Annotated in this window: 24 protein-coding genes and 1 pseudogene; 13 read left to right on the forward strand and 12 right to left on the reverse strand. The window is 42.3% G+C overall.

The annotated features are described in order from the left end of the window. Positions 1-40: 40 nt before the first annotated feature. The 6 genes from PN457_RS02320 to rimI form a co-directional block, all read right to left on the reverse strand. Positions 41-1,168, reverse strand: a complete 1,128-nt coding sequence (locus tag PN457_RS02320) for a restriction endonuclease (RefSeq protein WP_271731069.1) — start codon at positions 1,166-1,168, stop codon at positions 41-43. Further along, positions 1,149-2,042: an adenine-specific DNA-methyltransferase gene (yhdJ, locus tag PN457_RS02325; protein ID WP_271731071.1), complete on the reverse strand. Its 894-nt coding sequence runs from the start codon at positions 2,040-2,042 to the stop codon at positions 1,149-1,151. Before yhdJ ends, PN457_RS02320 begins: the two co-directional genes overlap by 20 nt. 177 nt (positions 2,043-2,219) lie before the next feature. After that, a complete protein-coding gene (locus PN457_RS02330) occupies positions 2,220-2,573 on the reverse strand; it encodes a type II toxin-antitoxin system HicB family antitoxin (protein ID WP_271731073.1) in 354 nt (117 codons plus the stop codon). After that, positions 2,570-2,827 (reverse strand): type II toxin-antitoxin system HicA family toxin, encoded by a 258-nt coding sequence (locus PN457_RS02335; protein ID WP_200987732.1) that lies wholly within the window; start codon positions 2,825-2,827, stop codon positions 2,570-2,572. The genes PN457_RS02330 and PN457_RS02335 overlap by 4 nt, the downstream gene beginning before the upstream one ends. Positions 2,828-3,028: 201 nt before the next feature. Further along, positions 3,029-5,521: an ATP-dependent Clp protease ATP-binding subunit gene (locus PN457_RS18445; RefSeq protein ID WP_271731173.1), complete on the reverse strand. Its 2,493-nt coding sequence runs from the start codon at positions 5,519-5,521 to the stop codon at positions 3,029-3,031. A 422-nt stretch (positions 5,522-5,943) separates the two neighbouring features. Then, entirely contained in the window at positions 5,944-6,486 is a 543-nt protein-coding gene (gene rimI, locus PN457_RS02345) for a ribosomal protein S18-alanine N-acetyltransferase (protein WP_271731076.1), read from the reverse strand. Between the two features lie 185 nt (positions 6,487-6,671). Here rimI and lysA point away from each other — a divergent pair, with 185 nt between their 5' ends. From lysA to PN457_RS02380, 7 genes are all read left to right on the forward strand, one after another. After that, positions 6,672-8,090, forward strand: coding sequence for a diaminopimelate decarboxylase (gene lysA / locus PN457_RS02350; RefSeq protein ID WP_271731078.1), 1,419 nt, complete (start codon positions 6,672-6,674; stop codon positions 8,088-8,090). A 150-nt stretch (positions 8,091-8,240) separates the two neighbouring features. Beyond that, positions 8,241-9,164, forward strand: coding sequence for a diadenylate cyclase CdaA (gene cdaA, locus PN457_RS02355; RefSeq protein WP_271731079.1), 924 nt, complete (start codon positions 8,241-8,243; stop codon positions 9,162-9,164). After that, entirely contained in the window at positions 9,161-9,910 is a 750-nt protein-coding gene (locus PN457_RS02360) for an isoprenyl transferase (protein WP_271731080.1), read from the forward strand. The genes cdaA and PN457_RS02360 overlap by 4 nt, the downstream gene beginning before the upstream one ends. A 357-nt stretch (positions 9,911-10,267) precedes the next feature. Next, entirely contained in the window at positions 10,268-11,332 is a 1,065-nt protein-coding gene (locus PN457_RS02365) for a sulfate ABC transporter substrate-binding protein (protein ID WP_271731081.1), read from the forward strand. Between the two features lie 22 nt (positions 11,333-11,354). Beyond that, positions 11,355-12,203 carry a sulfate ABC transporter permease subunit CysT gene (cysT, locus tag PN457_RS02370; protein ID WP_271731082.1) on the forward strand — a complete coding sequence of 283 codons (849 nt, stop codon included), beginning with the start codon at positions 11,355-11,357 and terminating at the stop codon, positions 12,201-12,203. Next, positions 12,193-13,065 carry a sulfate ABC transporter permease subunit CysW gene (cysW, locus tag PN457_RS02375; RefSeq protein WP_271731084.1) on the forward strand — a complete coding sequence of 291 codons (873 nt, stop codon included), beginning with the start codon at positions 12,193-12,195 and terminating at the stop codon, positions 13,063-13,065. The genes cysT and cysW overlap by 11 nt, the downstream gene beginning before the upstream one ends. A gap of 138 nt (positions 13,066-13,203) precedes the next feature. Then, entirely contained in the window at positions 13,204-14,355 is a 1,152-nt protein-coding gene (locus PN457_RS02380) for an alanine--glyoxylate aminotransferase family protein (protein WP_271731087.1), read from the forward strand. 49 nt (positions 14,356-14,404) lie between these two features. On the opposite strand, the gene pyrR is transcribed toward PN457_RS02380, so the two are convergent. The 3 genes from pyrR to PN457_RS02395 form a co-directional block, all read right to left on the reverse strand. Next, on the reverse strand, positions 14,405-14,947 hold the full coding sequence (gene pyrR, locus PN457_RS02385) for a bifunctional pyr operon transcriptional regulator/uracil phosphoribosyltransferase PyrR (RefSeq protein ID WP_200987724.1): 543 nt from the start codon (positions 14,945-14,947) through the stop codon (positions 14,405-14,407). Between the two features lie 86 nt (positions 14,948-15,033). After that, entirely contained in the window at positions 15,034-16,005 is a 972-nt protein-coding gene (gene cbiB, locus PN457_RS02390) for an adenosylcobinamide-phosphate synthase CbiB (RefSeq protein WP_271731089.1), read from the reverse strand. 26 nt (positions 16,006-16,031) lie between these two features. Then, entirely contained in the window at positions 16,032-16,475 is a 444-nt protein-coding gene (locus PN457_RS02395) for an Rrf2 family transcriptional regulator (protein ID WP_271731091.1), read from the reverse strand. Positions 16,476-16,868: 393 nt separating this feature from the next. Here PN457_RS02395 and PN457_RS02400 point away from each other — a divergent pair, with 393 nt between their 5' ends. Together PN457_RS02400 and PN457_RS02405 are read left to right on the forward strand one after the other, a co-directional pair. Beyond that, the gene (locus PN457_RS02400) at positions 16,869-17,282 is read left to right on the forward strand and encodes an AbrB family transcriptional regulator (RefSeq protein WP_271731093.1); all 414 of its coding nucleotides are present in this window, start codon (positions 16,869-16,871) and stop codon (positions 17,280-17,282) included. 207 nt (positions 17,283-17,489) lie between these two features. Next, on the forward strand, positions 17,490-17,861 hold the full coding sequence (locus PN457_RS02405; RefSeq protein ID WP_271731096.1) for a hypothetical protein: 372 nt from the start codon (positions 17,490-17,492) through the stop codon (positions 17,859-17,861). 15 nt (positions 17,862-17,876) lie between these two features. On the opposite strand, the pseudogene PN457_RS02410 reads toward PN457_RS02405, so the two are convergent. Continuing rightward, positions 17,877-19,199 (reverse strand): annotated as a pseudogene (locus PN457_RS02410) (ArnT family glycosyltransferase); the annotation flags it as partial. Positions 19,200-19,456: 257 nt separating this feature from the next. Here PN457_RS02410 and PN457_RS02415 point away from each other — a divergent pair. Continuing rightward, on the forward strand, positions 19,457-21,034 hold the full coding sequence (locus tag PN457_RS02415) for a hypothetical protein (RefSeq protein WP_271731098.1): 1,578 nt from the start codon (positions 19,457-19,459) through the stop codon (positions 21,032-21,034). On the opposite strand, the gene PN457_RS02420 is transcribed toward PN457_RS02415, so the two are convergent. Together PN457_RS02420 and PN457_RS02425 are read right to left on the reverse strand one after the other, a co-directional pair. Further along, positions 21,024-22,316 carry a recombinase family protein gene (locus PN457_RS02420; protein ID WP_271731100.1) on the reverse strand — a complete coding sequence of 431 codons (1,293 nt, stop codon included), beginning with the start codon at positions 22,314-22,316 and terminating at the stop codon, positions 21,024-21,026. The two genes, PN457_RS02415 and PN457_RS02420, sit on opposite strands and share 11 nt — an antisense overlap. After that, positions 22,313-22,672 (reverse strand): VOC family protein, encoded by a 360-nt coding sequence (locus PN457_RS02425; RefSeq protein WP_271731102.1) that lies wholly within the window; start codon positions 22,670-22,672, stop codon positions 22,313-22,315. Before PN457_RS02425 ends, PN457_RS02420 begins: the two co-directional genes overlap by 4 nt. A gap of 280 nt (positions 22,673-22,952) precedes the next feature. Between PN457_RS02425 and PN457_RS02430 the strand changes: the two genes are divergently transcribed. From PN457_RS02430 to PN457_RS02440, 3 genes are all read left to right on the forward strand, one after another. Then, the gene (locus PN457_RS02430) at positions 22,953-23,639 is read left to right on the forward strand and encodes a rhomboid family intramembrane serine protease (RefSeq protein WP_271731104.1); all 687 of its coding nucleotides are present in this window, start codon (positions 22,953-22,955) and stop codon (positions 23,637-23,639) included. Between the two features lie 55 nt (positions 23,640-23,694). Next, positions 23,695-25,122: an IctB family putative bicarbonate transporter gene (locus PN457_RS02435; RefSeq protein ID WP_271731106.1), complete on the forward strand. Its 1,428-nt coding sequence runs from the start codon at positions 23,695-23,697 to the stop codon at positions 25,120-25,122. Between the two features lie 371 nt (positions 25,123-25,493). Next, entirely contained in the window at positions 25,494-25,997 is a 504-nt protein-coding gene (locus tag PN457_RS02440; protein WP_271731108.1) for a transposase, read from the forward strand. The last annotated feature ends 26 nt before the right edge of the window (positions 25,998-26,023 follow it).

The following is a 26,023-nucleotide window of genomic DNA, read 5'->3' on the forward strand; positions in this document are numbered from 1 at the left end:
AAAAATTATTCTCTACCTCTTATTTAAAGAATTTTAAAACTTAGTCCTCAAATCCTTCTTCGTGTATATTGAACTCAACTCGACTTTGTAGAACTATTTCTTCAATTACTTTGAGTCCTTTACTCAATTCTAATACTTTATTAAGACGAAGAATTAATTCAGGGATATTTATTACTTCTTCCACGCATTCCATGTATTTATTGATAATATCCTTTATTTGATACCTTATACTTGCTTCTTGCTCTATTTTTTTCCGTACATATTCAACTGTTTGCTCAGTTTTAATAACAAAAGTAACTGGATATTTTTGTACTTTATCAATATCTAAAAAGTATTTTCCCGTATCTATACTTTCTGTCACTTGAAAAAAACGTCCCAGAGGCTTCATTACAAAATCTATACCGCCATCATTAGCATTAGTACGTCCTGTTTTATACAATATCAAATGCTCAATATTTAATTCATCCTCTGACCACCCCCAGTATATTTTCTGGTCAGCATAATACTGTTTTAAAATTGCATAACTAACAATCTCAAATACTCTAGCATCTATATTTGGCTTTAATAAACCTCTAATAAATTCAATTGCTTTTTCTGGTGATTGTTCCTGAATTGCCATCAGTGTTTCACAAGAAATCATAAATTCATTAAACGAGTCCATTCTTGCTTTAACATAAGCATTAATGATATCTCTAATAGGTTCCGCAATATTGATTACTTGATTATCAGCTTCGATTATTAAAAGATTTGGATTTATCCAATATCTATTAGTTTCTGCATCTCTTATTATTGGTAAATAAGGTGATGTGCGAAAAAATTTTTTAAACTCTTGATTCAAACGATGATTTAAAGCATGATTTTGAAGTTTACTACCGAAAGGTAGTTCTCTTTGCCTCTTCAAAAGCGCTTTATATTGTGCTCCTTCATAATCTTCGTAGCCATTTTTAATATGAAATTCTTTTTGCAAATAATCTTCAATTAAAACATATATAGCATAATGATTAGCAAAGCTAGCTCTTGATTTTGAACCTCGGTTTGCAGCTTTGGTTTTAAGATTGATATATTGCAATAATTGACTGTTACCTAAAATAATATCTCCATAACCAGGGAAATATTTATTAATAATAGTAATTATTGTTTGCGTAAAATCATGTTGTAGTATTTGCATCAAAAATACTCCCTTGTATAAAATTTAAATCAATTTCTTTACTATTTTTGTTTTTAACCTGATGATTTTTCTGAGGTGGTAAAAGTTGCTCTCCTTTATATTCTAGTAATTCTAAAACCCGTCTCAAACCAATTTTGAGATATTCTTCCTGTAGTTCAATACTGATAGATTTTCTCCCTAAGCGTTTAGCTACCGCAGCAGTTGTAAAAGTACCAGCAAAGGGATCAAGTATTAAACTTCCCTCATGACTACTTGCTAAAATAATTCTTTCTAGTAATGACTCCGGTTTTTGTGAAGGATGGTTTTCATATTCCGCCATGCGATATCTCACACGGGGAAAATACCAAGCATTACCGGGTACTTTTTCCGCACTATAAGGAGTAGGTACAGATTTTCTGTAATCGATTAATTTACGTTGTGCGCCTGTTTTGGCGGCAATTTTAATATTATCACTATTGAAAATATAATTGTTTTTATTTTTGACGCAATGGAGAATGGGTTCATACATTGAACCAAAGTATTTTGTAGCTTGTACTCCGGAGCTATCATAATGCCATATGATGCGACTGAGAATAGTTAACTTTTTTCTCAGGTAAATGTCAAAATAAGGCATTGCTTGGGTGCTGGTCATGAGATAAATTGTCCCATTTGGTTTGAGAATGCGAATACACTGATCAAGCCATTGATATGACCAATTTAAATATTCTGCTTCTGATTCCCATTTATCATGGAAATTGCTAAATTGCTTACCTATGTTATAGGGAGGATCAATAAAAATTAAATCTACGGAATCTGCATGAATATATTTTGATAAGGTGCTGATAGTATCACCATGAAAAATGGTATGTTGTTGATTTTGGTAGCGATCAATCATAATTATCCTTGACAAGTTTACCATGTTTACATAAACATAAAAGCAATAAAAGAATATATGGAGGTGATCACATCGGATCAATCCATACTTCAATATCACAGCTAATAGTATCAAAACGTAAAATCATGGTTAGGCGATACTTAATTTTGTTTTTTGGTACTTCAAATCCGCAATTCCTCAAGCATTTTCCAACGATTCCCCTTTCAGATAACATTCTAGTGCATCCGTCACCAACTTATTGAGATTCACCCCCCGTTGTTGAGCAAATAAAGCCGCTTGACGATGAAGTTGGCTACCTACACGCACATTAAAACTACCCTTAAACGGCTTCTCAGGCTCAATCCCTTTTTCTGCACACAGAGCCAAATAATCATCAATTGCTTCCTCAAAACTAGCCCTGAGACTAGCCACATCTTCCCCTTCAAAACTGATTAAACTGCGGATATGTTCCACTTGTCCGTAGAAGATTTTATCATCATCACTATAGTGAATCGACCCGAAATAATCCTTGTATTGCATCATGTTATTCATAGCAATTCTTCTCCTTGGAGAATCTTGATAATCTGTTCAATCTGATATCGTTTGAGAATATTTTGAGGATGGGGTTCATGTAAAGTAATAATCACTCCCCCATCATTGAGAAAACGCCGCCGAGAACCTCCCGTTTTTCCCGTCGTGCTGACCTCCTCAAACCCAAACCCCGAAAGCAAAGTAACTAACTCCTCCCAGGTGAAATCTTTGGGAATACTAAGAAACCGCTTAATTAATTTCTCCCTGCGGGTCATGAGAACTCCCGACTGCTTACTTCCATTATCTGTCCTCAGAAAAATTTTGCAACTAGAATTAGTTACATTATTCCATATACCTGATCCGAAATTAGGTTAGCCACAAAACCCTCCTTTCTTTCTCTTGTACCTGGTGCTTCACAAAAAAAACGGTAGAGAACGGAAATTCCCCACCGCTGATTTAACTTTTATAGTTTCTAACTAGGAATCAACACCCTGAGTTAATAACTCGCGGCGCTGTCCAGCACTAACTTGAACGTTACCACTCTCGTCAACATCAACTAAGGCTGTATCACCATCCTTAATGCGACCAGAAAGAATTTCTTCAGCTAGGCTATCTTCTAATAAGCGCATGATAGCTCGACGTAATGGCCTAGCGCCGTAGCTGGGACTGTAACCCTCTTGAATTAGTCTGTCCTTAAAGCGATCGCTCACCTCTAAAGTGATACCCTTTTCAGTCAGACGACCAAATACTTCCTTGAGCATGATTTCGGCGATTTCCGTCACCTCAGCCTTACTCAATTGACGGAAGACGATAATTTCATCCAGACGGTTGAGGAATTCAGGACGGAAGTACTGCTTGAGTTCTTCATTCACCAGAGAGCGAATGCGGTTGTATTGAGTCTCCGTCGCATCATCAGCGAATTCAAAGCCGATACCGCCGCCGCCTTTTTCAATTACCTTAGAACCTATGTTAGAAGTCAGAATTAACAAAGTGTTCTTAAAGTCCACCGTGCGACCTTTCGCATCTGTTAACCGACCGTCTTCGAGAATTTGCAGCAGCATATTGAAGACATCGGGGTGAGCTTTTTCGATTTCGTCGAATAGCACCACAGTATAGGGTCGGCGACGCACAGCTTCAGTTAACTGACCGCCTTCGTTGTAACCAACATAACCAGGAGGCGAACCAATCAACTTACTAACGGTGTGGCGTTCCATGTATTCCGACATATCCAGGCGAATCATTGCTTCTTCAGAACCGAAGAAGTAGGAAGCCAAGGACTTAGCCAACTCAGTTTTACCTACCCCAGTTGGACCGGAGAAGACAAAACTAGCGATGGGTCGGTTAGGATTCTTCAAACCGACACGAGCGCGGCGAATGGCGCGGGAAACAGCTTTCACCGCATCTTCTTGACCGATTAACCGCTGATGTAAGGTATCTTCCATGTGCAGCAGCTTTTCGGATTCTGATTCCGTAAGCTTGTTCACTGGTACGCCAGTCCAGGAAGCCACAATGTGAGCAATGTCCTCTTCGCCGACTACAGGCTCAACGGCTGGGATCCGGGCGCTATCACTTGGGCTGGTAGAGGTATTAGTTTTACCTTGGGCGATGGCGCGAATTTCGGCTTTGATTTCCATTTCGCGATCGCGCAGTTCCCCAGCTTTGTCAAAGTCTTGGGAGCGGACAGCTTCGTCTTTTTCTTTTAAGATTTGCCGTAGTTCTTTGTCTAACTCTTTAGCTGCGGGTGGTAATTGGGAGTTCATTAAACGTACCCTAGAACCAGCCTCGTCAATTAAATCGATAGCCTTATCTGGTAGATAGCGATCGCTAATGTAACGGTCAGATAATTTTGCCGCCGCCACCAAAGCCTCATCAGAGATTTTCAGCTTGTGGTGTTGCTCATAGCGTTCGCGCAACCCGTGCAGGATTTCAATGGTTTCATCTACAGAAGGTTCTCCCACCATCACCGGTTGGAAGCGTCGCTCTAGAGCTGCATCTCGCTCAATGTGCTTGCGGTACTCATCTAAAGTCGTAGCGCCAATACACTGTAACTCACCCCTAGCCAAAGCCGGCTTGAGGATATTAGCTGCATCAATAGCCCCTTCTGCAGCACCAGCACCGATGAGAGTGTGTACCTCGTCAATTACCAGGATGACATTACCCGCCGAGCGGATTTCATCCATGATTTTCTTGAGGCGTTCTTCAAACTCACCCCGGTACTTGGTACCTGCTACTAGCAAGCCGATATCTAGGGTTACCACCCGCTTATCTTCTAGGATGTCGGGAACATCCCTGTTAGCTATGCGGGATGCTAGACCTTCGGCGATCGCTGTTTTCCCTACCCCTGGTTCACCGATTAATACTGGATTATTTTTAGTCCGGCGCCCCAAAATTTGGATCACACGCTCAATTTCTTTAGCGCGTCCTACAACTGGGTCTAGCTTGTTGTCCGTCGCCATTTGGGTTAAATTCGAGCCAAACTCATCCAAGGTGGGAGTTTTGGTGCGTCCCGATGGCCCTGTGGCTGAAACCTCTGCTGTTTCTCCGAGCATTCGGATCACTTGGGTTCGTACCTTAGATAAATCTACCCCTAGGTTTTCTAGCACCCTGGCTGCTACACCTTCCCCTTCCCGGATCAGGCCCAACAGCAGATGCTCGGTGCCAATGTAGTTATGCCCTAATTGGCGCGCTTCTTCCAAGGATAGCTCTAGTACACGCTTTGCCCGTGGCGTAAACGGAATTTCCACGGCCACAAAGCCCGAACCCCGGCCTATGATTTTTTCTACCTCAATCCGGGCATCTTTGAGATTGACACCCATTGATTTCAACACTTTAGCCGCAACTCCCGTACCTTCCCCAATCAGACCTAGGAGGATCTGTTCGGTTCCCACGAAGTTGTGACCTAAGCGGCGGGCCTCTTCTTGGGCCAGCATGATTACCTTAATGGCTTTTTCTGTGAAGCGTTCAAACATGGCATTTTTCCCATCACCTGCGTCGTGCCGGTATGCTGATTTTAGCACAGGCTCTGCTTTTGGATGCCTGTATAAAGATTATAGGCCACGAAAAAATTTCGCCCCACATCCTGGCTTAATTGTTAGTTTTTTATTACTTTTTTTATGGTTGCTATACTTAGGGGCTTGATTTTACTAGTGTTTCCCTGCTTTACAACTATCCAGCAAGCCGCTATGCTTAGGCTTTTATTTAACTATTTCCAAATATAGACTTATAACATACTTATCAGTCTCTATTCAAGAATATGCTGGACTAATAATTTATTTGAAATTTAAAAAAATTATTGATTAAATATTTTAATAGTACATAGCAGCAAAAACATGAATTTTTTCTCCCTAATGTGATCCTCATCCGGGTTTAGCTAGGCATAATCACCCATGAGTCAACGCATTTGCCAAAAAGATTTCCTTAACCCATAGACCACAGTAGTATGCCAATTCTCCAAAGTTTCTGCTTGCGGAGATTGTAAATCTGACAGCCACAACACCTTAGCATCCTCTCCATTATCCTGGTAATAACCCCGCCGCCGTCCGGCTATCTTAAAGCCAAATTTTTCATATAAGGATATGGCCGCCAAATTAGAAGCGCGGACTTCCAGGGTGGCTCGCTCCAGTCCGCGATCGCTTGCGGTTTGAAGTAGAGAATACAGTAAAGCCTGTCCCAAACCTTGACGGTGATATTGGGGATGAATTGCCAAAATTGTAATGTGTGCTTCTTCTAAGATTGCCCAAAAGCACCCCATTCCTAGCAGTTTTGACCCATAAACCGGGGAAAATAAACCTAATAATACACTGTTAGGACTGTTTAACTCTCGTTGATAGCCATCCATAGTCCACAGACCGCCAAAACAGGCTTGATCTAGTTCCAGGATGGCAGTTAGATCATTTAAAGTCAGGGATTTCAGTTTTAAGTCTAATAAGATCACGTTAATGGCGAATGGGTAAATAAATATGAAGATTGAAACATCCTTGAGGGGAAAAAAGCGCCGTCAACTGAACCTAGGCATATCTCCTGTTTCCACGCTATTTTGGTTAAACTGAAAATCGGGACGCTGAATGACCCCACGCCCAAAAAAATTTCAACTTTGAGCAAGGACAATTTATAAAAACTATGGTATCCACTCACCCCACTGGCGTTCAATATGCTGGTAGTCAATATTTACCTCAAATTCAAGGACGTGAAAACATCAATGTTTCCCCCAACCAGGAACTTTTACCAGTTACCGCCAAACTTAACAGTCAGGACATCCTAGAAATTGGTGGGTGTGATGTCAAAACCCTGGTGGAGCAGTTTGGTTCACCTTTGTATATTTTAGATGAAGAAACCCTGCGTTTAGCTTGTCAGCAATATCGAGATACATTTAAAAAATATTACCAGGGTGAATCTCAGGTACTATACGCATCCAAAGCCTGGAACTGTTTAGCAGTTTGCGCGATCGCAGCATCGGAAGGATTAGGTATAGATGTAGTTTCGGGAGGGGAATTATATACAGCTATAAGTGCCGGTGTGAACCCGGAGAAACTCTACCTCCATGGCAATAATAAATCTCATGAAGAACTGCTTTTAGCTATAGAGTCTGGTAGCACCATTGTGGCAGATAACTGGCAAGAACTGCATACCTTGGTAAAGATGGCAGAACAAGCACCGGGGACATCCACCCCCATCCGGGTGATGTTGCGGTTAACCCCAGGAATTGAATGCCATACCCACGAATACATTCGCACGGGACATTTAGATAGTAAATTTGGCTTTGACCCTAATGATTTGGACGAAGTATTTACCTTTGTCAGTCAGCAACCTTCTTTAAACTGCGTTGGGTTACATGCTCACATTGGTTCCCAAATTTTTGAACGCCAACCCCATCGAGATTTGGCTGCTGTCATGGTGCAGTGGTTAAAAAAGGCGGCAAATTATGGTTTAAGCGTCACAGAATTAAATGTGGGCGGTGGTTTAGGAATTAGGTACACTGAATCTGATGATCCCCCCAGTATTACAGAATGGGTAAAGGCGATTTGTGAAGTTATACAAGCAGCTTGTACTGCCGAAAATCTCCCTTTGCCAAAATTGTTGTGTGAACCAGGGCGATCGCTGATTGCCACAGCGTGCGTCACAGCCTATACTATGGGATCATCAAAGGTTGTGCCCGACATTCGTACCTACGTGACAGTTGACGGTGGGATGTCTGATAATCCCCGACCCATTACTTACCAGTCAGTTTATCGAGCAGTAGTCGCTAACAAGATGTCTGCTCCCCTCACCCAAACAGTGACAATAGCTGGTAAGCATTGTGAATCAGGGGATATTCTGATTAAAAATGCCCAACTGCCGGAAACTCAACCAGGGGATATACTCGTAATCATGGGGACTGGTGCGTACAATTACAGTATGTCATCAAACTATAATCGCTTACCCCGCCCGGCTGCCGTTGTAGTAGCCAATGGGGAAGCAAATTTAATTTTGCGGCGCGAAAGTTATCACGACTTGATTCGACAAGATTGTCTACCAGACAGGCTCAACGTGCAGAACTAATAACCGGTTTGTATAGTCACTAGCTAGGAAAATATCACTAATAGCTAATGACTCAACACTTGCTGTTTCCTCAAGGGTTAACCTTTGGGGCATGAAAATAACAGCAAAATGACAGAATATTGAGGGATAACAAAGAGTAATCCAGATGTCATGAGAGATTGGTGGAAGCAATGGCTGACAAACCTGGGATGGTCGCAGTCCTTGCTGCTTGGGACTCTGGATATCTTGTTGGTGTTAGCGCTGACCTACATGATACTAGTTATTATTAGTGAGCGCCGAACACTGTGGATGGTGCGGGGTTTTATTATCTTAATGCTAGCTTCAGTACTCAGTGGCAGAATGGGTTTCCCTCTGCTCAATTTTGTTTTGGAAAAGTTAGTGATTGGCTGCGCTGTAGCAATGGCTGTGGCTCTCCAGTCTGAATTTCGCCGATTTTTGGAGCAGGTGGGACGCGGTGAATTTCAGCAGTTATTTAAACCATCCAGTTTAACCATCCCCAACTCTGATAGTGTAATTGATGAAATTGTAGATGCGGTCAAAGAACTTTCAAAAAACCGCATAGGGGCTTTGCTGATTTTGGAAACCACAGGTCCAATTCACGAGCGGGATTTTTCTGTGCCTGGAGTTAAGCTAAATGCTGATGTTTCTAAGGAACTTATACAGACTATTTTTCAGCCGAAAACTTTACTCCACGATGGGGCAACCTTAATCCGTGGCTCGCGTATTGTATCATCTGGTATAATTCTACCACTTTCGGGACGCACGGCCTCCCGCCAGTTGGGAACACGCCACCGGGCAGCCATGGGGATCACTGAGCGGGTAGAAAATTGTATCTGTGTGGTTGTATCAGAAGAAACGGGTTCTATTTCCTTAGCGGAACGAGGAACTCTCAATAGACCACTGACGATTAGGACACTCAAGGAGTCCTTAGAGGCTCGATTATCAACCACTGTAGACCGGGAAGCTGTTGCTCCTAGTCTCTTAGGTTGGGGTCGTCAGATAGGTAGTAAAGCAATAGTAATAATTTCAGGTTTACTTGGATTACCATCGACCGCTTCTCGAAATAAAAAATGACAGCACAACAAACTCAACTGCAATTTTTACCTTCTGACTTAAAACGAGAACTACTGCCAAAGCACGTCGCAGTGATTATGGATGGCAATGGTCGATGGGCTAAACGTCAAGGTCTACCCAGAATTATGGGACATAAGCGCGGAGTGGATGCGCTCAAGGATTTGTTGCGCTGTTGCAAAGACTGGGGGATTCAGGCACTAACGGCTTATGCTTTTTCTACCGAAAACTGGAAAAGACCCCAGGAAGAGGTAGATTTTTTGATGACTTTGTTTCAAAGGGTTCTCCGCCAAGAACTTCGGGAAATGCTCCAGGAGAATGTTCAAATCCAGTTTGTCGGGAATTTGGATGCTCTACCTCCATCGCTGCAAGCTGAAATCTCCCGCTCAATGGCAGAAACTCGCAATAATCGCGGTATTCGGTTTACTGTAGCTACTAATTATGGGGGACGCCAGGAAATTTTACAAGCCTGCCGGGCGATCGCCCAAAAGGTACAGCAAGGTGTCCTTAAACCTGATCAAATTGATGAACAGTTGTTTGAGGCTCACCTCTACACAGCAGGAATTACTGACCCGGATTTATTAATCCGCACCAGTGGCGAAATGCGACTTTCTAATTTTCTGCTTTGGCAAATGGCTTACGGGGAAATTTATATTACTGATGCTCTGTGGCCAGATTTTGACCGCACTGAGTTTCACCGCGCTTTGTTTGCCTACCAGCAACGAGATCGGAGGTTTGGAAAGGTTTAGGTTAAGGAGATTATAGCAAAATTAAAAAGTGAAAATACTTACTCCGAAATGGTTTGGTAATTTTATCATGTCCCCAGCGCCCTGTCCATTGCTATAAATGCCCGAACACTTAAGTTTTTAATAGTTTTTAATCACGAACCCCACAGGCACAGGGAACACAGAGGAAAAACATGGCTAATCACCATATTCTTGATTGGGATTTTGGAGATTGTCTTGCTATTCCATGGTAATATGTGTATGATTTATAACTAATATCAAAATACTGTAACTTGATAGATTAAATTAAGAGAGCAGAAAAGGGGTAAAAAATGCTACATTACTCCCTGACACAGAGAAATTTAGGAGTCTCAAACCGGTATGTGGGTGCATAATTGGAATCGATGGCAAAGGCAGCCTTTAAAAAGATATATTGCGCTATTTTTAATAGTAGTGTGTTTAAGTAGTGCGATCGCCGCTTGCTCTCCTAGTAATAGTGCTAACACCGGCAGAAAAGAACTAACTCTAGTGAGCTACGCTGTCACCCGTGCTGCGTACAAAAAGATTATTCCCCTATTTGTTGAATACTGGCGAGAAAAAACCGGAGAGATAGTCACCTTTGGCCAGAGCTACGGCGGGTCAGGCTCCCAAACCCGCGCCGTCATTGACGGTTTAGAAGCGGATATTGTCGCCCTAGCACTATCAGCAGACACTCAGCAACTCCAGGAAGCCGGGCTAATTAAACCAGGCTGGGAGAAAAAGACACCCAACGGCGACGGCATTGCCTACCGTTCCGTAGGGGTTATAGTTACCCGGGAAGGCAACCCCAAAAATATTCAAGACTGGGAAGACTTAGCCAGGGATGATGTCAGTGTGATTACTGCTAACCCCAAAACATCTGGTGGCGCTCGTTGGAATTACATGGCTTTGTGGGGAAGAGTGACCCAAACAGGCGGCACTGAAGAACAAGCCCAAGACTTTGTGACTAAGGTTTATGCTAACGTGCCCGTTCTACCCAGAGATGCCCGTGAAGCTACTGATGCTTTTTTCGCCCAAAAACAGGGAGATGTATTGATCAACTATGAGAACGAACTCATCTTAGCTAAACAACAGGGACAGAATTTACCCTACATAGTTCCCGACATTAATATCTCCATTGATAATCCCATTGCCGTAGTTGATAGCTATGTTGATCAGCGAGGTAACCGGGAAGTAGCAGAAGCCTTTGTACAGTTTCTCTTTACCCCCGCAGCCCAGCGGGAATTTGCCAAAGTAGGCTTCCGACCAGTAGTACCAGAAGTAGTCGCGGAATTTGCCGATACTTATCCCCAAATCTCAAACCTGTTCACCATCGACGATTTTGGCGGTTGGAGCCAAGTCAGCCCGAAATTCTTTGCCGATGGTGCAATCTTTGACGATATCCAAGCCAATATTGCCCGACCTTAGGGCTAACTTTTATCCTGAAGCCATGACAGTTTCCAACTCACAGTCCACCTTCCCCTTCGCCCTGCAAAAGCTGAAGCGGTTTTCTTTACCCTGGGGCATCACCATTACCTATCTATCCGTAGTCCTGCTGTTACCTGTAGCCGCCTTGATGCTGCGGGCTGCAACCCTTTCACCGGGGGAATTCTGGCGGCTAGCTACCGCTCCCGTTGCCCTGTCAACCTACACCATCACGTTTGGTACTGCCTTCTTGGCCGCTGCTATTAACTGCGTTGCTGGTACCGCTACTGCATGGGTGCTGGTGCGCTATGATTTCCCCTTTAAACGGGTTTTAGATGCCGTCATTGACCTGCCCTTTGCCCTACCCACAGCAGTTGCAGGTATTACTCTAGCTACTGTTTACAGTGAGCAGGGCTGGATTGGCTCATTTCTCTCCCCCTTGGGCATCAGAGTCTCCTTTACTCGCTTGGGGGTAGCGGTGGCAATGGTGTTTATTTCTGTGCCTTTTGTCGTTCGTAGCGTTCAGCCTGTACTGCAAGAGCTAGATTATACTATCGAAGAAGCTGCCTGGTCTCTGGGGGCTTCCCGCTGGGAAACTTGTTGGCGGGTGGTGCTACCACCACTTATACCTGCTATCCTCACGGGTACAACCCAAGCTTTTGCTAGGGCAGTGGGAGAATATGGCTCGGTGGTTTTGATTGCCGCTAATATTCCCTATCAAGACTTAATTGCCCCCATTTTAGTATTCCAACGCCTGGAACAAAACGACATAGCCGGGGCTACCGCGATTGGTACGGTGTTACTGCTGATTTCCTTGGTACTGTTGCTCATGGTCAACTTACTGCAAGCTTGGAGGCAAAGTTATGACGGTTGAACCTAAATCTAGCCAGTCTTTACCAAGATTGGTCAACTCCCAGAAGGATAGAGAGTGGGGTAAATTTGCTTTGATTGCCGCAGTAATCACTTATTTAGCGCTGGTGTTACTTCTCCCGACCCTTTATGTATTCATTGGAGCCTTTAGCCGGGGTATCGCCCCGTTTTTCGCCACTCTTATCGACCCGGATTTTACTCAGGCTTTGCGCCTCACAGCCATGGCTGTGGCAGTAGCTGTACCACTAAATGTAATTTTTGGTTTGTGTGCAGCTTGGGTAATCGCCCGCCGGCGGTTTCGAGGGCGCACTTTGTTACTCAGTATTATTGACTTGCCATTTTCAATTTCCCCCATTGTCACAGGTTTAATGTTGGTTTCCCTCTACGGACGCAATGGGCTACTTGGATCTGTGCTACAGTCTCTGGACATCAAGATTATCTTTTCCTTCCCCGGTATTGCTCTGGCAACTATGATGGGGGGTATGCCTTTTGTGGCTCGTGAAGTCATCCCTATTTTGGAAGAAGTGGGAACTCAAGAAGAAGAAGCTGCCAAAACCTTGGGGGCTGGTGAATGGCAGACTTTCTGGCGGGTGACATTACCTTCTATTCGCTGGGGATTGTTCTATGGTATTATTCTTACCACGGCTCGCGCTATGGGAGAATATGGTGCTATTGCTGTCGTCTCTAGTAATTTAATTGGCCGTACCCAAACTCTGACTCTGTATGTGGAAGGGGCTTACCGCAATTACGATTCCCAAAGTGCTTTTGCAGCTTCGGTGGTTTTAGCGGGACTTGCTGGTGCAACGCTGCTGATTAAGGAGCTGTTTGATCGTCGCATCCGGATAAAAGATCAAGAGAACAGTTAGTAATGCTGTGAAGTTTCTGGTTTTTCAATGATTTTGGCTCAGTACCTTCGAGCCTTGGTTAAAAGGTAATTTGGCTTTTTAACTTATCTATTTATTTATTGGCAAATATTAGTAACAAAGTATCAGCGAAAATAAATTATGATAGCCATGATGTCAATTAACAACAGTCAGCACTTACAACTTAAACCTCTAGAAATTCCCTTGCGTCTGCTATTGGGCCCTGGTCCGTCCAATGCCCATCCCGCTGTTCTTCAAGCTATGAATCACTCACTGGTGGGGCATCTTGACCCGGCTTTTCTGGAACTGATGGATGAGATTCAATCTCTACTCCGGTACGTATGGCAGACAGAAAACCACCACACCATAGCAGTTAGTGGTACTGGTTCAGCGGCAATGGAAGCAACCATCGCCAATGCTACAGCACCAGGTGATGTAGTTTTGATTGGTGTAGCTGGTTACTTCGGTAATCGCCTTGTGGATATGGCTGGGCGATATGGTGCGGATGTGCGCACTATTACTAAGCCTTGGGGGCAAGTTTTCAGCCTTGATGAAATCCGCATGGCTGTAGAACAACATCGTCCGGCAATTCTGGCTTTGGTTCACGCTGAAACATCTACCGGAGCACGTCAACCTTTAGAAGGAGTGGCTGAGGTATGTCGTGAATTTGGGACTTTGCTGTTGGTAGATACGGTGACCAGTCTGGGCGGTGTGCCTATATTTTTGGATGCCTGGGGAGTTGACTTAGCTTATAGTTGTAGTCAAAAAGGATTGGGTTGTTCTCCGGGTGCTTCACCTTTTACTATGAGCTCTCGTGCTGTGGACAAATTGCAGCAGCGCTCTACAAAGGTGACAAACTGGTATTTAGATATGTCATTATTGGGTAAATATTGGGGGAATGAACGCACCTATCACCACACAGCACCGATTAGTCTGTATTATGGCTTGCGGGAAGCACTGCGTTTAGTGGCAGAAGAGGGATTAGCTAATTGTTGGCAGCGTCATCAAGAAAATGCCGAGTATCTCTGGGAAGGCTTAGAAGATTTAGGATTAACTATGCACGTTGAGAAGGAGTATCGGTTACCAACTTTGACTACTGTGCGTATTCCTACGGGAGTAGATGGTAAAGCGATCGCTCGGCAGTTACTCAATGAACATAACATTGAGATTGGCGGTGGTCTAGGTGAACTAGCCGGTCAAGTTTGGCGGGTGGGACTAATGGGTTTTAATAGTCGTCCAGAAAGCGTTGACCGACTTTTAGGGGCATTACGGCAAGTTTTGCCAACAACTTAGGGGGTGAACACCATTGATAACTGGGTACCAATTGCTACTGGCAGGATTTCTAGTTATTTGCTGCCATCAACTCAACTGCATCTTTGCCATCCCAATCTTGTAAGTAAACTTTTACTATTTCTTCTTTGGCGGTAGGTAGTTGCTTACCAATAAAATCTGGGTGAATTGGTACTTCTCTATGACCCCTGTCTACTAAAACAGCCAAGCGGATCACTTCGGGTCTACCATACTCAGTCACTGCATTCAAAGCGGCGCGAACTGTGCGACCTTTAAAAATCACATCATCTACTAACACAACTGTCTTCCCTGTGAGGTCAAAAGGGATGTTGCTTTTTGCCGGAGTCCTTAACCCAATTTTATCAAGATCATCTCGGTAGAATGTAATATCTAATGCTCCCACTGCCACGCTGACACCTTCGAGTGTCTCAATCTGACGTGCCAATAATTCTGCTAAGAGCGCCCCTCTGGTATAAATACCAAGGAGTACCAGTTGGGATAAATCACGGGACTTTTCCACAATCTGAGACGCTAGGCGAGTTAATGTACGACGCAGGTCTTCTGATGAAAGAATTTCAACTACTTTGGCAGACATAGTTTAGGGAATGGGTAGAGAGGCCACTAATCGCTCATGTACAAGGCTATGGGAAAAAAATCTCCCCATGCCCTATTTCATCCATATTAGTTAAGTGTATTAGCAATTAGGGGTATAGCGATCGCTACGCATAACCATAACAAAAAAGAATATCGAGTCAGCAATAAGGCATTGTGAATTACGGTTGGGGTAATGGGATGAATGACATCTCCTAAGAGGGGTTTTTGTTGAGGTACTCCCCCATACCAATTGGTACCGCCCATTTGCACACCCAAAATAGCAGCATAAGCACACTCGCTCCAGCCTGAGTTAGGACTGGGATCTTTTACCGCATCGCGGCAACATATTCGCCAAACATATAAGGGTTTACCTGATAGTAGAGCCAAAGTAATCACCGTTAAGCGACAGGGTAGCCAAGTTAAGTAATCCTCTAGCCTGGCACTAAACCACCCTATATAAGTATAGGGTGCTTGGCGATAACCTACCATGGAATCAAGGGTACTGCTAGCTTTGTATGCCAAAGCCAGAGGAATTAAACCCACACCCGGCACACAAGCGCCCACAATGGCATAAAAAAGTGGAGCCATAACTCCATCTGTAGCATTTTCTGTGACAGTTTCTAACACAGCGCGCAAAATTTCTGGTTCTGAGAGATGTTGTGAATCTCTACCGACATAATTACTTAAAATATAACGGGCTGAGTCTAAATCTCCTGCTGTTAATGGTTTTAAAACCTCCTGTGCTGCACTCCGAAGACTTTTCAAAGCAAAACAACTAGCTAAAATAATGGTTTCTAAGACATTTCCCCATAATGGATGGAGCCATTTGGCAGTTTGAATTATTAACCAACCCAAACAGCCGCTACCAATTATTAAGGTTATGGCTAAGATAATTCCAGCTATCCGTTGAGCGAGAGAATTGTGACAGACCTTGAGAAAAAATTTAGTCAGGGGAGAAATTACCCACCCCATAACTTGGACTGGATGAGGCCAACCCCAAGGATCGCCAATTAAGTAATCTAATAGTGCAGCAAGAAACAAAATAACAGATGATGTCATTATATATGAAGGCGAATCACCAATTACTAAACGACAAAACTAGCTTCTTCCCCAAGAGAAGCTTGCCAACTACGCGCATCATAATAAAGATCCGCCAGAGTAATACTGTATAAAGCCTCTTTGAGCTTTTGGTTGAGTCTTTGCCAAAGAGTGAATGTTACCCAATCTTCAGTTTGGGCTGCGCTTGGGGTCTGATGTGGTAAACGAGTCATATTTTCACCAACTGACTCTAAAATTTGACCTATAGAAATTTGTGCCGGCTTTAATGCTAGTTGGTATCCACCAATGCTACCCCGAATTGATTTCACTAATCCAGCCCGGCGCATTTCTATTAGTAACTTCTCAAGGTAAGGCGCGGGGATATCTTGGCGAAGTGCGATCGCTCTCACTGGTGCTGGTCCATAACCTGGCTGTAAACTTAAATCTAGTAATGCCTTGACACTGTAATGTCCTTTGGTAGTTAGTTTCATGGTCACGAGTTTTGTTTATTTATGAGTTATCAGTTCTTTTGTCTTCACCGCTGACCGTTGAATAATTACTAATGCTCAGGATTAAATGAGCATTTTTCTATATCATCTTTTGTTCTCATGAGCAAGGGATTTAAGTAAATAAGCCTTGAGACTGGCTTTAGGAAACTTAAACAAATATAATCTACTAGTCTTCACAAACTAGATATAGTTAAGAGCATTCCAAAGAATAGATTCCGTTGACAATGTTGGTAATTGTGCAACAATTTCATCTATGAGTGTAATATACTTATGAAAGCTGAGATAAAAACTCAAGGATTTTGTTCCTACTAGCTCGATGTCAGCTAAAATAAATCCAATTCAACTACTCCAACCATTCATTTTTCATCTAAGTTGATGCCTAAACTGAAAAAAATAGAACCCCTAATGGGTGAAGAACTGCTCAAAAAAGTTAAAGAGCTAGAAACCCTGAGCAAAGAAGAAAAAGCCAAGCAGTGCGGCTACTATACCATTACCAAAAATGGTATAGAGCGTGTGAATATGATGAAATTTTTGAATGCCCTCATTGATGCGGAAGGCATTCAGTTAGACAGTTCACCCAGTGCGAATGGACGTGGCGGGCGCAGTGCTAGCTATAGAATTAGCGTGCAATCAAATGGTAATTTACTTATAGGTTCAGCTTATACAAAACAGATGAATCTCAAACCAGGAGATGAGTTTCTCATCACACTGGGGAAAAAACATATTCGTCTGAAACAGCTAGATGCAGATGCTGCCGAAGACATGGAAGCCATAGAGATTACAGCATAATCAATTGTCAGTTGTCAGTTGTTGATTTTTTCTAGTGACTACTGACCATTAGACAGATACTAATGATTTACTCTGAGCAGAGATGAAAGGCTGTCGCGTTAGTTATAAGGTGGTTGCAATTCACCTCCGGTTAAGTATGGAACTATAACCGGAGTCCTCTTGCTCCATTAAGATAGAGCTAGTAAATGGACTAAGCGGAGGAGGTAGATGAATATACACACCTTTGATAAGGATTATATTAGTTGCCCAATTTGTCAAAGAAATCCTAAGCACAGAATAGCCCAGTCTCATGTGGGCTTGTTTAGCTGTCCTTATTGTCAGCAAAGGCTAGTAGTCTGTCGCAGTGGCCATTATGTCCGTGATCCGTTTATACTTAAACAAATAATGCTTTGTTCGTCTCTACGTCGTCAAAGTAGCCCTTTAGCTAGAATTACACGAGATTTTATTCTCAACAAGCGTCCTGTCTTAGGGTTGGCTGTTGGTCTGGCTATTTTCTTGACTATGATCACGATGACGCAGCAAAATACCAGCTATGAAGGGCAACTTCCTACCACTGAGAAAATTCCAGAACAAGATTAATCAATTTTCTGATTACCAAGCCCAGTAGTTTGATTTCATTAATAGCAGTAGAGAAATATAACTTCCCCAAAGTAAAATTTTCAGGAATTCCCCATTACCTCGTTCTGCTAAAATAGCAGCTAAAGTCATGGTCAGAGCCACAGCTGCAAAAATCAGCTGTAAATCTGTTTTCTCTACTGTGCCGGCACTGAAGTAAATACTAGCAGCAGAAGCCACTACAGCTAGTATTGACAAACTGGTTATCCAAAGACGGGGATAGGATGATGCTACAGGAAGATTTTCTATTTCTGCTAACTCAGCGCCAAAAGCTAAGGCTAGACTGGGGTAAATGGTTAATAAGTACTCAGGAGGTTTTATACTCATCAAGGATATTAGCAATAAATAGACGAGACTCCATACCAGTAAGAGTTTCGCCCAGCTAAGGTTAAGATTTGTCCAAATTAAGCGCGCAGTTTGGGGCAAAAAAATTAACCAGGGCCATGTCCATTTGAGAATTTCCATGACATAGTACCAGGGTGGAGCATTATGTCTGTTAATGCCTGTGTTGATGGGGGTTAATGATTGATTGACCAGGACAACAGAAGCAAAACTGTAACCATAGTGCAACAGTTGCATACTATACCAAGCAGCCACAGGTAATATGCCAATGGTGATTCCTATCCAGAAGTAGAAACTGGTGAGCAATCTGGGTGTATCCCAAAATAGAAAGACAATGGCGATCGCACCCAGTAATATGCCTAATAGCCCCTGAGTGAAGCAAATTAATCCCAGTGCAATTCCAATACCAAGACAGTAACGCAAATCCCGCCGCGATCGCAATAGGCACCAAATCATGATGATAAAAAAGGTTACCACCGCTCCATCTAAAATAGCCAATCTGCCATAACGGACTACGGGGAGCATTGTCAGATAAATCAAGGAGCTATAAATAGCTACCCAACGTTGACGAAATATCTCCCGACTCAGAGAATAGAGCCATGGCACAGAAAATGCTGTCAAAATTGAGCCGGGTAAGCGTGTAGTCCATTCATTCACGCCTCCCAAAGAATAAGCCCAAGCAATCAACAAATGTATCAAAGGTGGTTTGTTATAATAGGGTTCACCTAGTAAGGTAGGATAGAGCCATCTCATGGAACCCGGTGGAGCACTCCAGATTTCCTTGGCAACCTGCGCCACAGTAGCCTCATCCCCATCTCGTAAGGATAATCCTCCCAGATTAATACTAAACAGTAAGACTGCGGCCAACAGTAATACCATGAGCCATGCCCAATCAATCCATTGATTAACCGTGCGATGCTGTTTTTCTAGATAGTCCGAAACAAAACTTCTTTCTTGCATATTCTCTGATCATCATTTTACTTACTGTTTTGATTACACACCAGACCTGAATACATCTCTAATGTTACCCATCAGTCAGAATATCTATTTTGAATAATTCCTAAATTCTCAGGTTACCTCAATTTTCCCTGTGCATAAATAATTTTTCGAGAAATTCAGTTGAGTGTTCTTTAATTTATTTAACAATAATTAGCTGGTAGAAATGATACAAATATTAGCAAGATGAGTATGCTAACTATCTGTTGAGGAAATTGTCAATGAGTTTAGCTTTTATTTTAGATATAACAATTGGTTTAATTTTTATCTACTTAATTTTCAGTTTGCTAGCTTCCGAAATTCAGGAAATGATCTCTACGGTTTTACAATGGCGGGCAGTGCATCTAAAGAAATCCATTGAAATTCTTGTAGCAGGTGATGCAGAAGATTCAGATGATGATAGGATCATTAACTTTGTTAATGAATTATATAACCATCCCTTGATTAAAGCTATCAACCAAGAATCAAAAGGTATTTCAAATTTACCTCGGCGGTTTACTTGGTTATTATCATCTCTTCTGGGACAACTTCCCCTATCTGGAGGAAAAAAAAAGAAAAGTTTTTTTGGATATGTACAATACCAAAAAGGGAATATCAAAGATAACAATAACCAATCACATCTTATAAAGCACAGCGCCCCTTCTTATATGGCAGCGGATACTTTTGCTACGACCCTCATAGAAACATTAGGTATACCAGAACTAGTTCATAAGTTAACTGAATCAAGACTGATAAATTTTAAAGATGAACAGTTACATGAGATCCAAAATATTTTATTGAAGTTTCACACACAAGTAAATAGTATAGATGACCACATAACGCAATTTTCAGTTAATATCTACCAAGAATTTACAGAATTAGTTGAGAAAAGCTTTACCGAAATTATTGATGATTTCTGTAAACAAAAAGCTGACTTGCTGATTACCATGAATCGCATGGCACAAAGTTTAGATAAATACATATATATTTTTCAGGAAGATATGCCAGATGAGTTTTTCGCCGGAAAAGCCTTACAAAAACTGAGATTCCTCCGAGGGGATATGTTTAACGAGCTTGAAAAAACTATTTCCCTCAAAGGTTTAAGACCTCATATTAATGAAGTTGTGCAGTTAATCAATATAGGTAGTGAGGTTCACCAAGGATTACTAAATGAATTTAAAAACCAAAATATTGAAGCCGATAAAACATTTGAAAAGTTGAGGGCAAAACTGCCGCAATCTGTAATTAAGAATATGGCTAGTTTAGCAAAGCGTGCCGAAACAAAAGCTCAAAATACACAAGAAGCAATTTATATATTACAGCAAGAACTAGAACAGACATTTAATCAATCAATGGAGCGATCTGCCGGAGTATACAAACGAAATGCTAAAGGAGTAGCACTTTTAATTGGCTTTAGCATGGCAGTCATTGCAAATGCTGATGCATTTCATATTGTAAACAGACTATCAAAAGATTCTGCTGTCAGGATTGCTATTGTGAATAACGCTGGGCAAATAGTGAAGAATAATAATCTTAATGCATCTGGAAATTTAGCAGAAGTCAAAAAACAAACTGAAGATGTATTAGCAGAAATTGTCTTACCTATTGGTTGGAGTGCTATGAATTTAAAACAACAACTTGACTGGGAGCCTAGTAAACAGGGTTATTTCTCCATCAAGAAATTTTTAACTATGATTTTCGGTTGGTTTGTAAGTGGAATTGCAATTGCCATGGGTGCACCATTTTGGTTTGATTTGCTGGGTAAATTTATAAATGTGCGCAATACAGGTAAAGCAAATACATCTGCTGCTAAAAAATAAAAATTAGGCGTAACTCCCAGTCTTGATCGTGGCGAATAATTTGAATTTGTTTGATAAATTCTCGAAAGTAAAACCTCCTTTCTGCTTCTGATAAGTCTAACCAAAATTGGGGAATGGAAACAGCTTGAGCAACAGAACGCAAGTTGACTGGGGGAAGTGTTGCTAGTTTTGCTTGGAGTTGAGAAATTCCTGTGCGCAGTTTGTAAGCCCTTAACTTGGCTGTTTCGTCATCCAAAATCCCCGTTTCCACTAAAGCTGGTAACTGCTGGAGTATTTGTTGCTGATTTGCGATCGCTTGTACCAGACTATTCTTAATATTATCCAATTGGGGAAAGTCCATTCCGTCCACAGCCAGAGCTAAGTCACGGCAAATAATTTTAATAGTATGCTGTAATACGTCATGGTAGGCGATCGCCCGACATTTAGTCCGTCGCTTACAGCTAATAGGACGTAAATAAAGATACTCTTTATCTTGGTTGCGCCCGGTGACGCGGGTAACTGTTGTATGTGACTGACACTCACCACAAATAACTAAACCAGCTAAAGAACGGGGTGCGCTGGCGGTTCGAGAAGGTAAACGACTGTTGCGGCGTAAGATGCGGTCAACTTGAGCCCCTTCTTCCCTAGAAATAATGGGGATATGGGTATCAGAAATAATTTGATGATGGTGATAAGCTGTATCACCGCGATAAACGGGATTAGTTAGCCAGCGTCTCCCTGTAGTAACAGAAATTTTCTTACCATATTTCTTGGCTAAATAACCAACTGCACCCCGTAGGGAACCGTAAAGTAAAAAGTGTTCAAAAAAATCTTTAACTACAGTTGCTGTACTGCGGTCAATAGTATATTTTTCTTTACTACGACGATAGCCATAGGGAGCTTTACCCGGAGGAGGTGAGGCTTGTAGACGATTAGATGCGTGTCCTTGGCGGATACGGCGGCTATGCTGCTGATTTGCGATTTCCTGAAGCAATTTCCACAAATCCGAGTCTACACGCGAACTTTGGGAAGTATAGGGTTGTTCCGTAGCAATAATCATGATCCCCATTGCTTCGAGTTCATGCAAGCGATCGCTCACTTCCTCCAAAGTATCCCCCAATTCCCCTAAACTACGGATGAGGAGATAATCTGCTGGTTGAGTTTTACAGTCTGTGATTAATTTTTGCAACTGCGATCTCTGACCCAAATCTTCATATATAGAATCAACCTCCCAGCCCCAATCATGGGGATGAGGAGAAGATTCTAAAAGGGGGTTACTGTAAGCATAAGCAATAATTTTCATTGCTGACTCAGTTCGATGATATTCCCATCCGGGTCTTGAGTGAACAAAGCAGCGCGACCCGAAGCACTAACTTGAATGGGATAGTTGTGATGGAGTAATTCTTGTTGAGCATGATCCAAATCAGCTACACAAAAGGCTATATGAGGATTGCGTCCCCATTTTTGATTAGGTTTATCGGTAGGGACAGTATTTGCAACTATGAGATGAAGTTGATAGTTCCCCACCTGATACCATACACCGGGATACTTTAAGGATCGCTCGATTTTGGACAATCCCAATATTGTTCCATAAAAATTTTCCGCTTTTTCTAAGTCAGTCACGAGAATTGCTGTATGGAGAGACTGGATAATCTGCATTGTCTATCTACTCATCAAGTAATAATCAAAGTTTGTAGTGAGAATTTTACCCCCATCTATTATCTATGATGCGGGATTTGGTTTATAGTTGGTAATTGAGCTTATCTTTAATAGGTGGCGTGGCGTAGCCATACCTGCTGGTAGAAATCTTTGCTTTCCAGGACAAACTATTTATTATTATGGGGGCGAGACATCATCGCCTAATTCATACTGTTGAGCAATTTGCTATGGCAAGACAGGCTATATTGCAATTAACCGATAATAATTAGGAAAAACACCTGTGTTTCCTCTCTATGATGAAAACCCCGCGCGAACCACTCCGTATTTAACTTACGGGTTGATTGGTTTGAATATTGTTGTCTTTCTTCATGAACTCAGTCTATCAGGTCAAGAGCTAGAGCAATTTTTCGGGATGTACGCCGTCATACCACAACAGTTAACCACTAATTTTTCCCAAGAGTGGACAGCTCTATTTACATCACAATTTTTACACGGTGGTTGGTGGCATCTGCTCTCAAATATGGTATTTCTCTGGGTCTTTGGTAACAATGTTGAAGACCGTATGGGACACTTCAAGTATCTAATTTTTTATTTGTCGTGCGGTGCTTTAGCAGCCTTATGTCAGTGGTTTATCAGTATGAATTCTACCATTCCTTCTTTAGGCGCTAGTGGTGCGATCGCAGGGATTCTGGGTGCATACGTGATGCGGTTTCCGCAATCGAGAATTTTAACCTTAGCTTTTCTCGGTTTTTTTGTCACTACCATCAGGATACCGGCAATTATTCTCATAGGGATTTTTGTCATCCAGAATGTGATATCCGGTCTAGCCAGTCTGCAAGCCGCTGCTAATATGAGTGTGGAAACAGGCGGAGTTGCTTACTGGGCACACATTGGCGGCTTTGCTTTTGGGATTATTCTGGCTCCGTTATTCGGGTTATTTCGACATGACGGCACCGGCGCTAGTTGACACCCCTCCCCCAATCCCTCCCTGTTGAAAATTAATATTTTGTTGTTAACCCATAATGAATTTACTCTGGCAACGATTTACTTTATCTGATTTACCAATCAAAGAATATCTGGAAACAAGCTACTTACGCCGCTATTTGGTGGGGTTATTACACTCTTGGCGGCAAAGTAGCATTTTGATGCAGTGGGGAGACAGCATCGCAGTAGTTTTCCTTAGCTTGCTATATGCTCTTGCCCCTTTTGTATCCAGTAGCTTAGTCGGACTGTTACTATTAGCTTGTGTCGGATTTTGGCTGTTGTTGACCTTATCTGATGAATCAGCACCGGCAAATACGCCGTTATTTACCCCCATTCATCTGCTGGTGTTACTTTACTGGGCAATTGCTCTAGTCTCTACAGCGTTATCACCAGTCAAGCAAGCAGCGTTTAAAGATTTGGTAGTATTAACACTTTATCTACTGCTGTTTGCCCTGTGTGCTAGGGTGTTGCGATCGCCTCGTGTGCGGTCTTGGATAATTATCCTGTATTTACATATATCTTTAGTAGTAAGTATATACGGGTTGCGGCAGTGGTTTTTCAAAGCTCGATCACTAGCAACTTGGGTAGACCCAGAATCTCCTCTAGCTCAGACAACTAGGGTTTATAGTTATTTAGGTAACCCCAATTTATTGGCTGGATATCTTGTACCGGCGGTAGCTTTAAGCCTAGTAGCAATTTTTGCTTGGGATAGCAGGATCAAGAAAGCTTTAGCATTAACTATGTTTACAGCTAATGCTGCTTGTTTAGTTCTCACTTTTAGTCGTGGTGGCTGGATTGGTCTAGTAGTGGCTGTACTGACTGCCATGGCCTTACTAGTTTACTGGTGGAGTGTGGAAATGCCTCCTTTTTGGCGTACTTGGTCACTGCCGATAATTCTGGGAGGTATGATTGGGTTACTGTTGCTAGCAGTGATATTTGTCGAGCCAGTGCGCCTGAGAGTTTTAAGTATTTTTTCGGGTCGTCAAGATAGCAGTAATAATTTTCGTAGAAATGTTTGGGATGCTGTGTTTGAGATGATTCGCGATCGCCCCATGATTGGGATTGGCCCCGGTCATAACTCTTTTAATCAAGTTTATCCACTCTACCAACGTCCTCGTTATACGGCTTTAAGTGCCTATTCTGTTTTTTTAGAGGTGGCTGTAGAAACTGGTTTGGCGGGTTTAGGCTGTTTCTTATGGCTGATGATTGTGACGTTTAATAAAGCATTTGTACAAGTGCGACGATTGCGGCAATCTAGGAGTGTAGAGGGATTTTGGTTGATGGGAGCATTGGCTACTGTAACGGGGATGCTAGCTCATGGGACTGTAGATACTATTTGGTTTCGTCCTGAAGTCAATACGCTTTGGTGGTTAATGGTGGCTATAATTGCTAGTTACTGGACACCCATACCTGAAGACCACAGTCAAAATGTGACTTCAACTCACGGAAAACCCAGACCAAGCTAAAGTCCAATCAACAGCAGAATTCAGGAGCCACAAATGAACTCACCGTGGCGAAGTAATTGTGAAGTTTTATAACCAAAATGCCGAAAACCCTTGAGGAACAGGCGGATGCAGCCATATTCTGTACTTTAGGCAATGGATGTTCGCGCAGCGTCTCCCCTTGGGAGAAGGCTGTTTAATGCGTTTACGCCTGAGTAATTTTGTGATATATTGATATCAACACCGAACGGTAAAGAACCTGTATAAAAATCTAACTGCCTAACGGCAATCTGCAACTTGACAAGTGTAGATATGGGTTTCTATTCCATAGTTCTACTCCCTTCCGCTGCGAATAGGTAAAATCTACCAAAACAAGATGCCGTCAACGTAGAAAGATGCGTATTGCTGCTAATCGTGTAAGAGAAAGAATTGAGAATTTAATTAAACATTTGCATAACAAAGCTGTTAACTTGCTTGTTAATTCCTACAAAGTAATTTACTTACCAACCTTTGATTCTAGTCAAATGGTGATTAAAAGACGTAAGGGGAAGAAACGCAAAATCAACAGTAAGTCTGTACGGCAAATGCTGACTCTTTCCCATTACAAATTTGAGCGACATCTCAAGCAAGCTGCACAAAGAAAAGGTGTAATAGTCGTTCTTTGTAACGAATCATATACATCAAAAACCTGTGGTAACTGCGGTCATGTTCACCATAAATTAGGTGGAAACAAAGTTTTTAAATGTCCACATTGCGGAATACAGATTTCTCGCGATGTAAATGGCGCACGCAATATTTTATTGCGTGCTTTGCAAGCAACTGCCTTCACCGTGACCCATGATTCTATCGTGCTTTCTGAGGAGTCAGAATTGACGGATGCCGTAGTTAATCTAGTTTAATCGCTTTGATTAGCTTAAAAGTTGCA

Origin of the sequence: Anabaenopsis arnoldii, from assembly GCF_028331025.1 — a bacterium.
Lineage (GTDB): Bacteria > Cyanobacteriota > Cyanobacteriia > Cyanobacteriales > Nostocaceae > Anabaenopsis > Anabaenopsis arnoldii.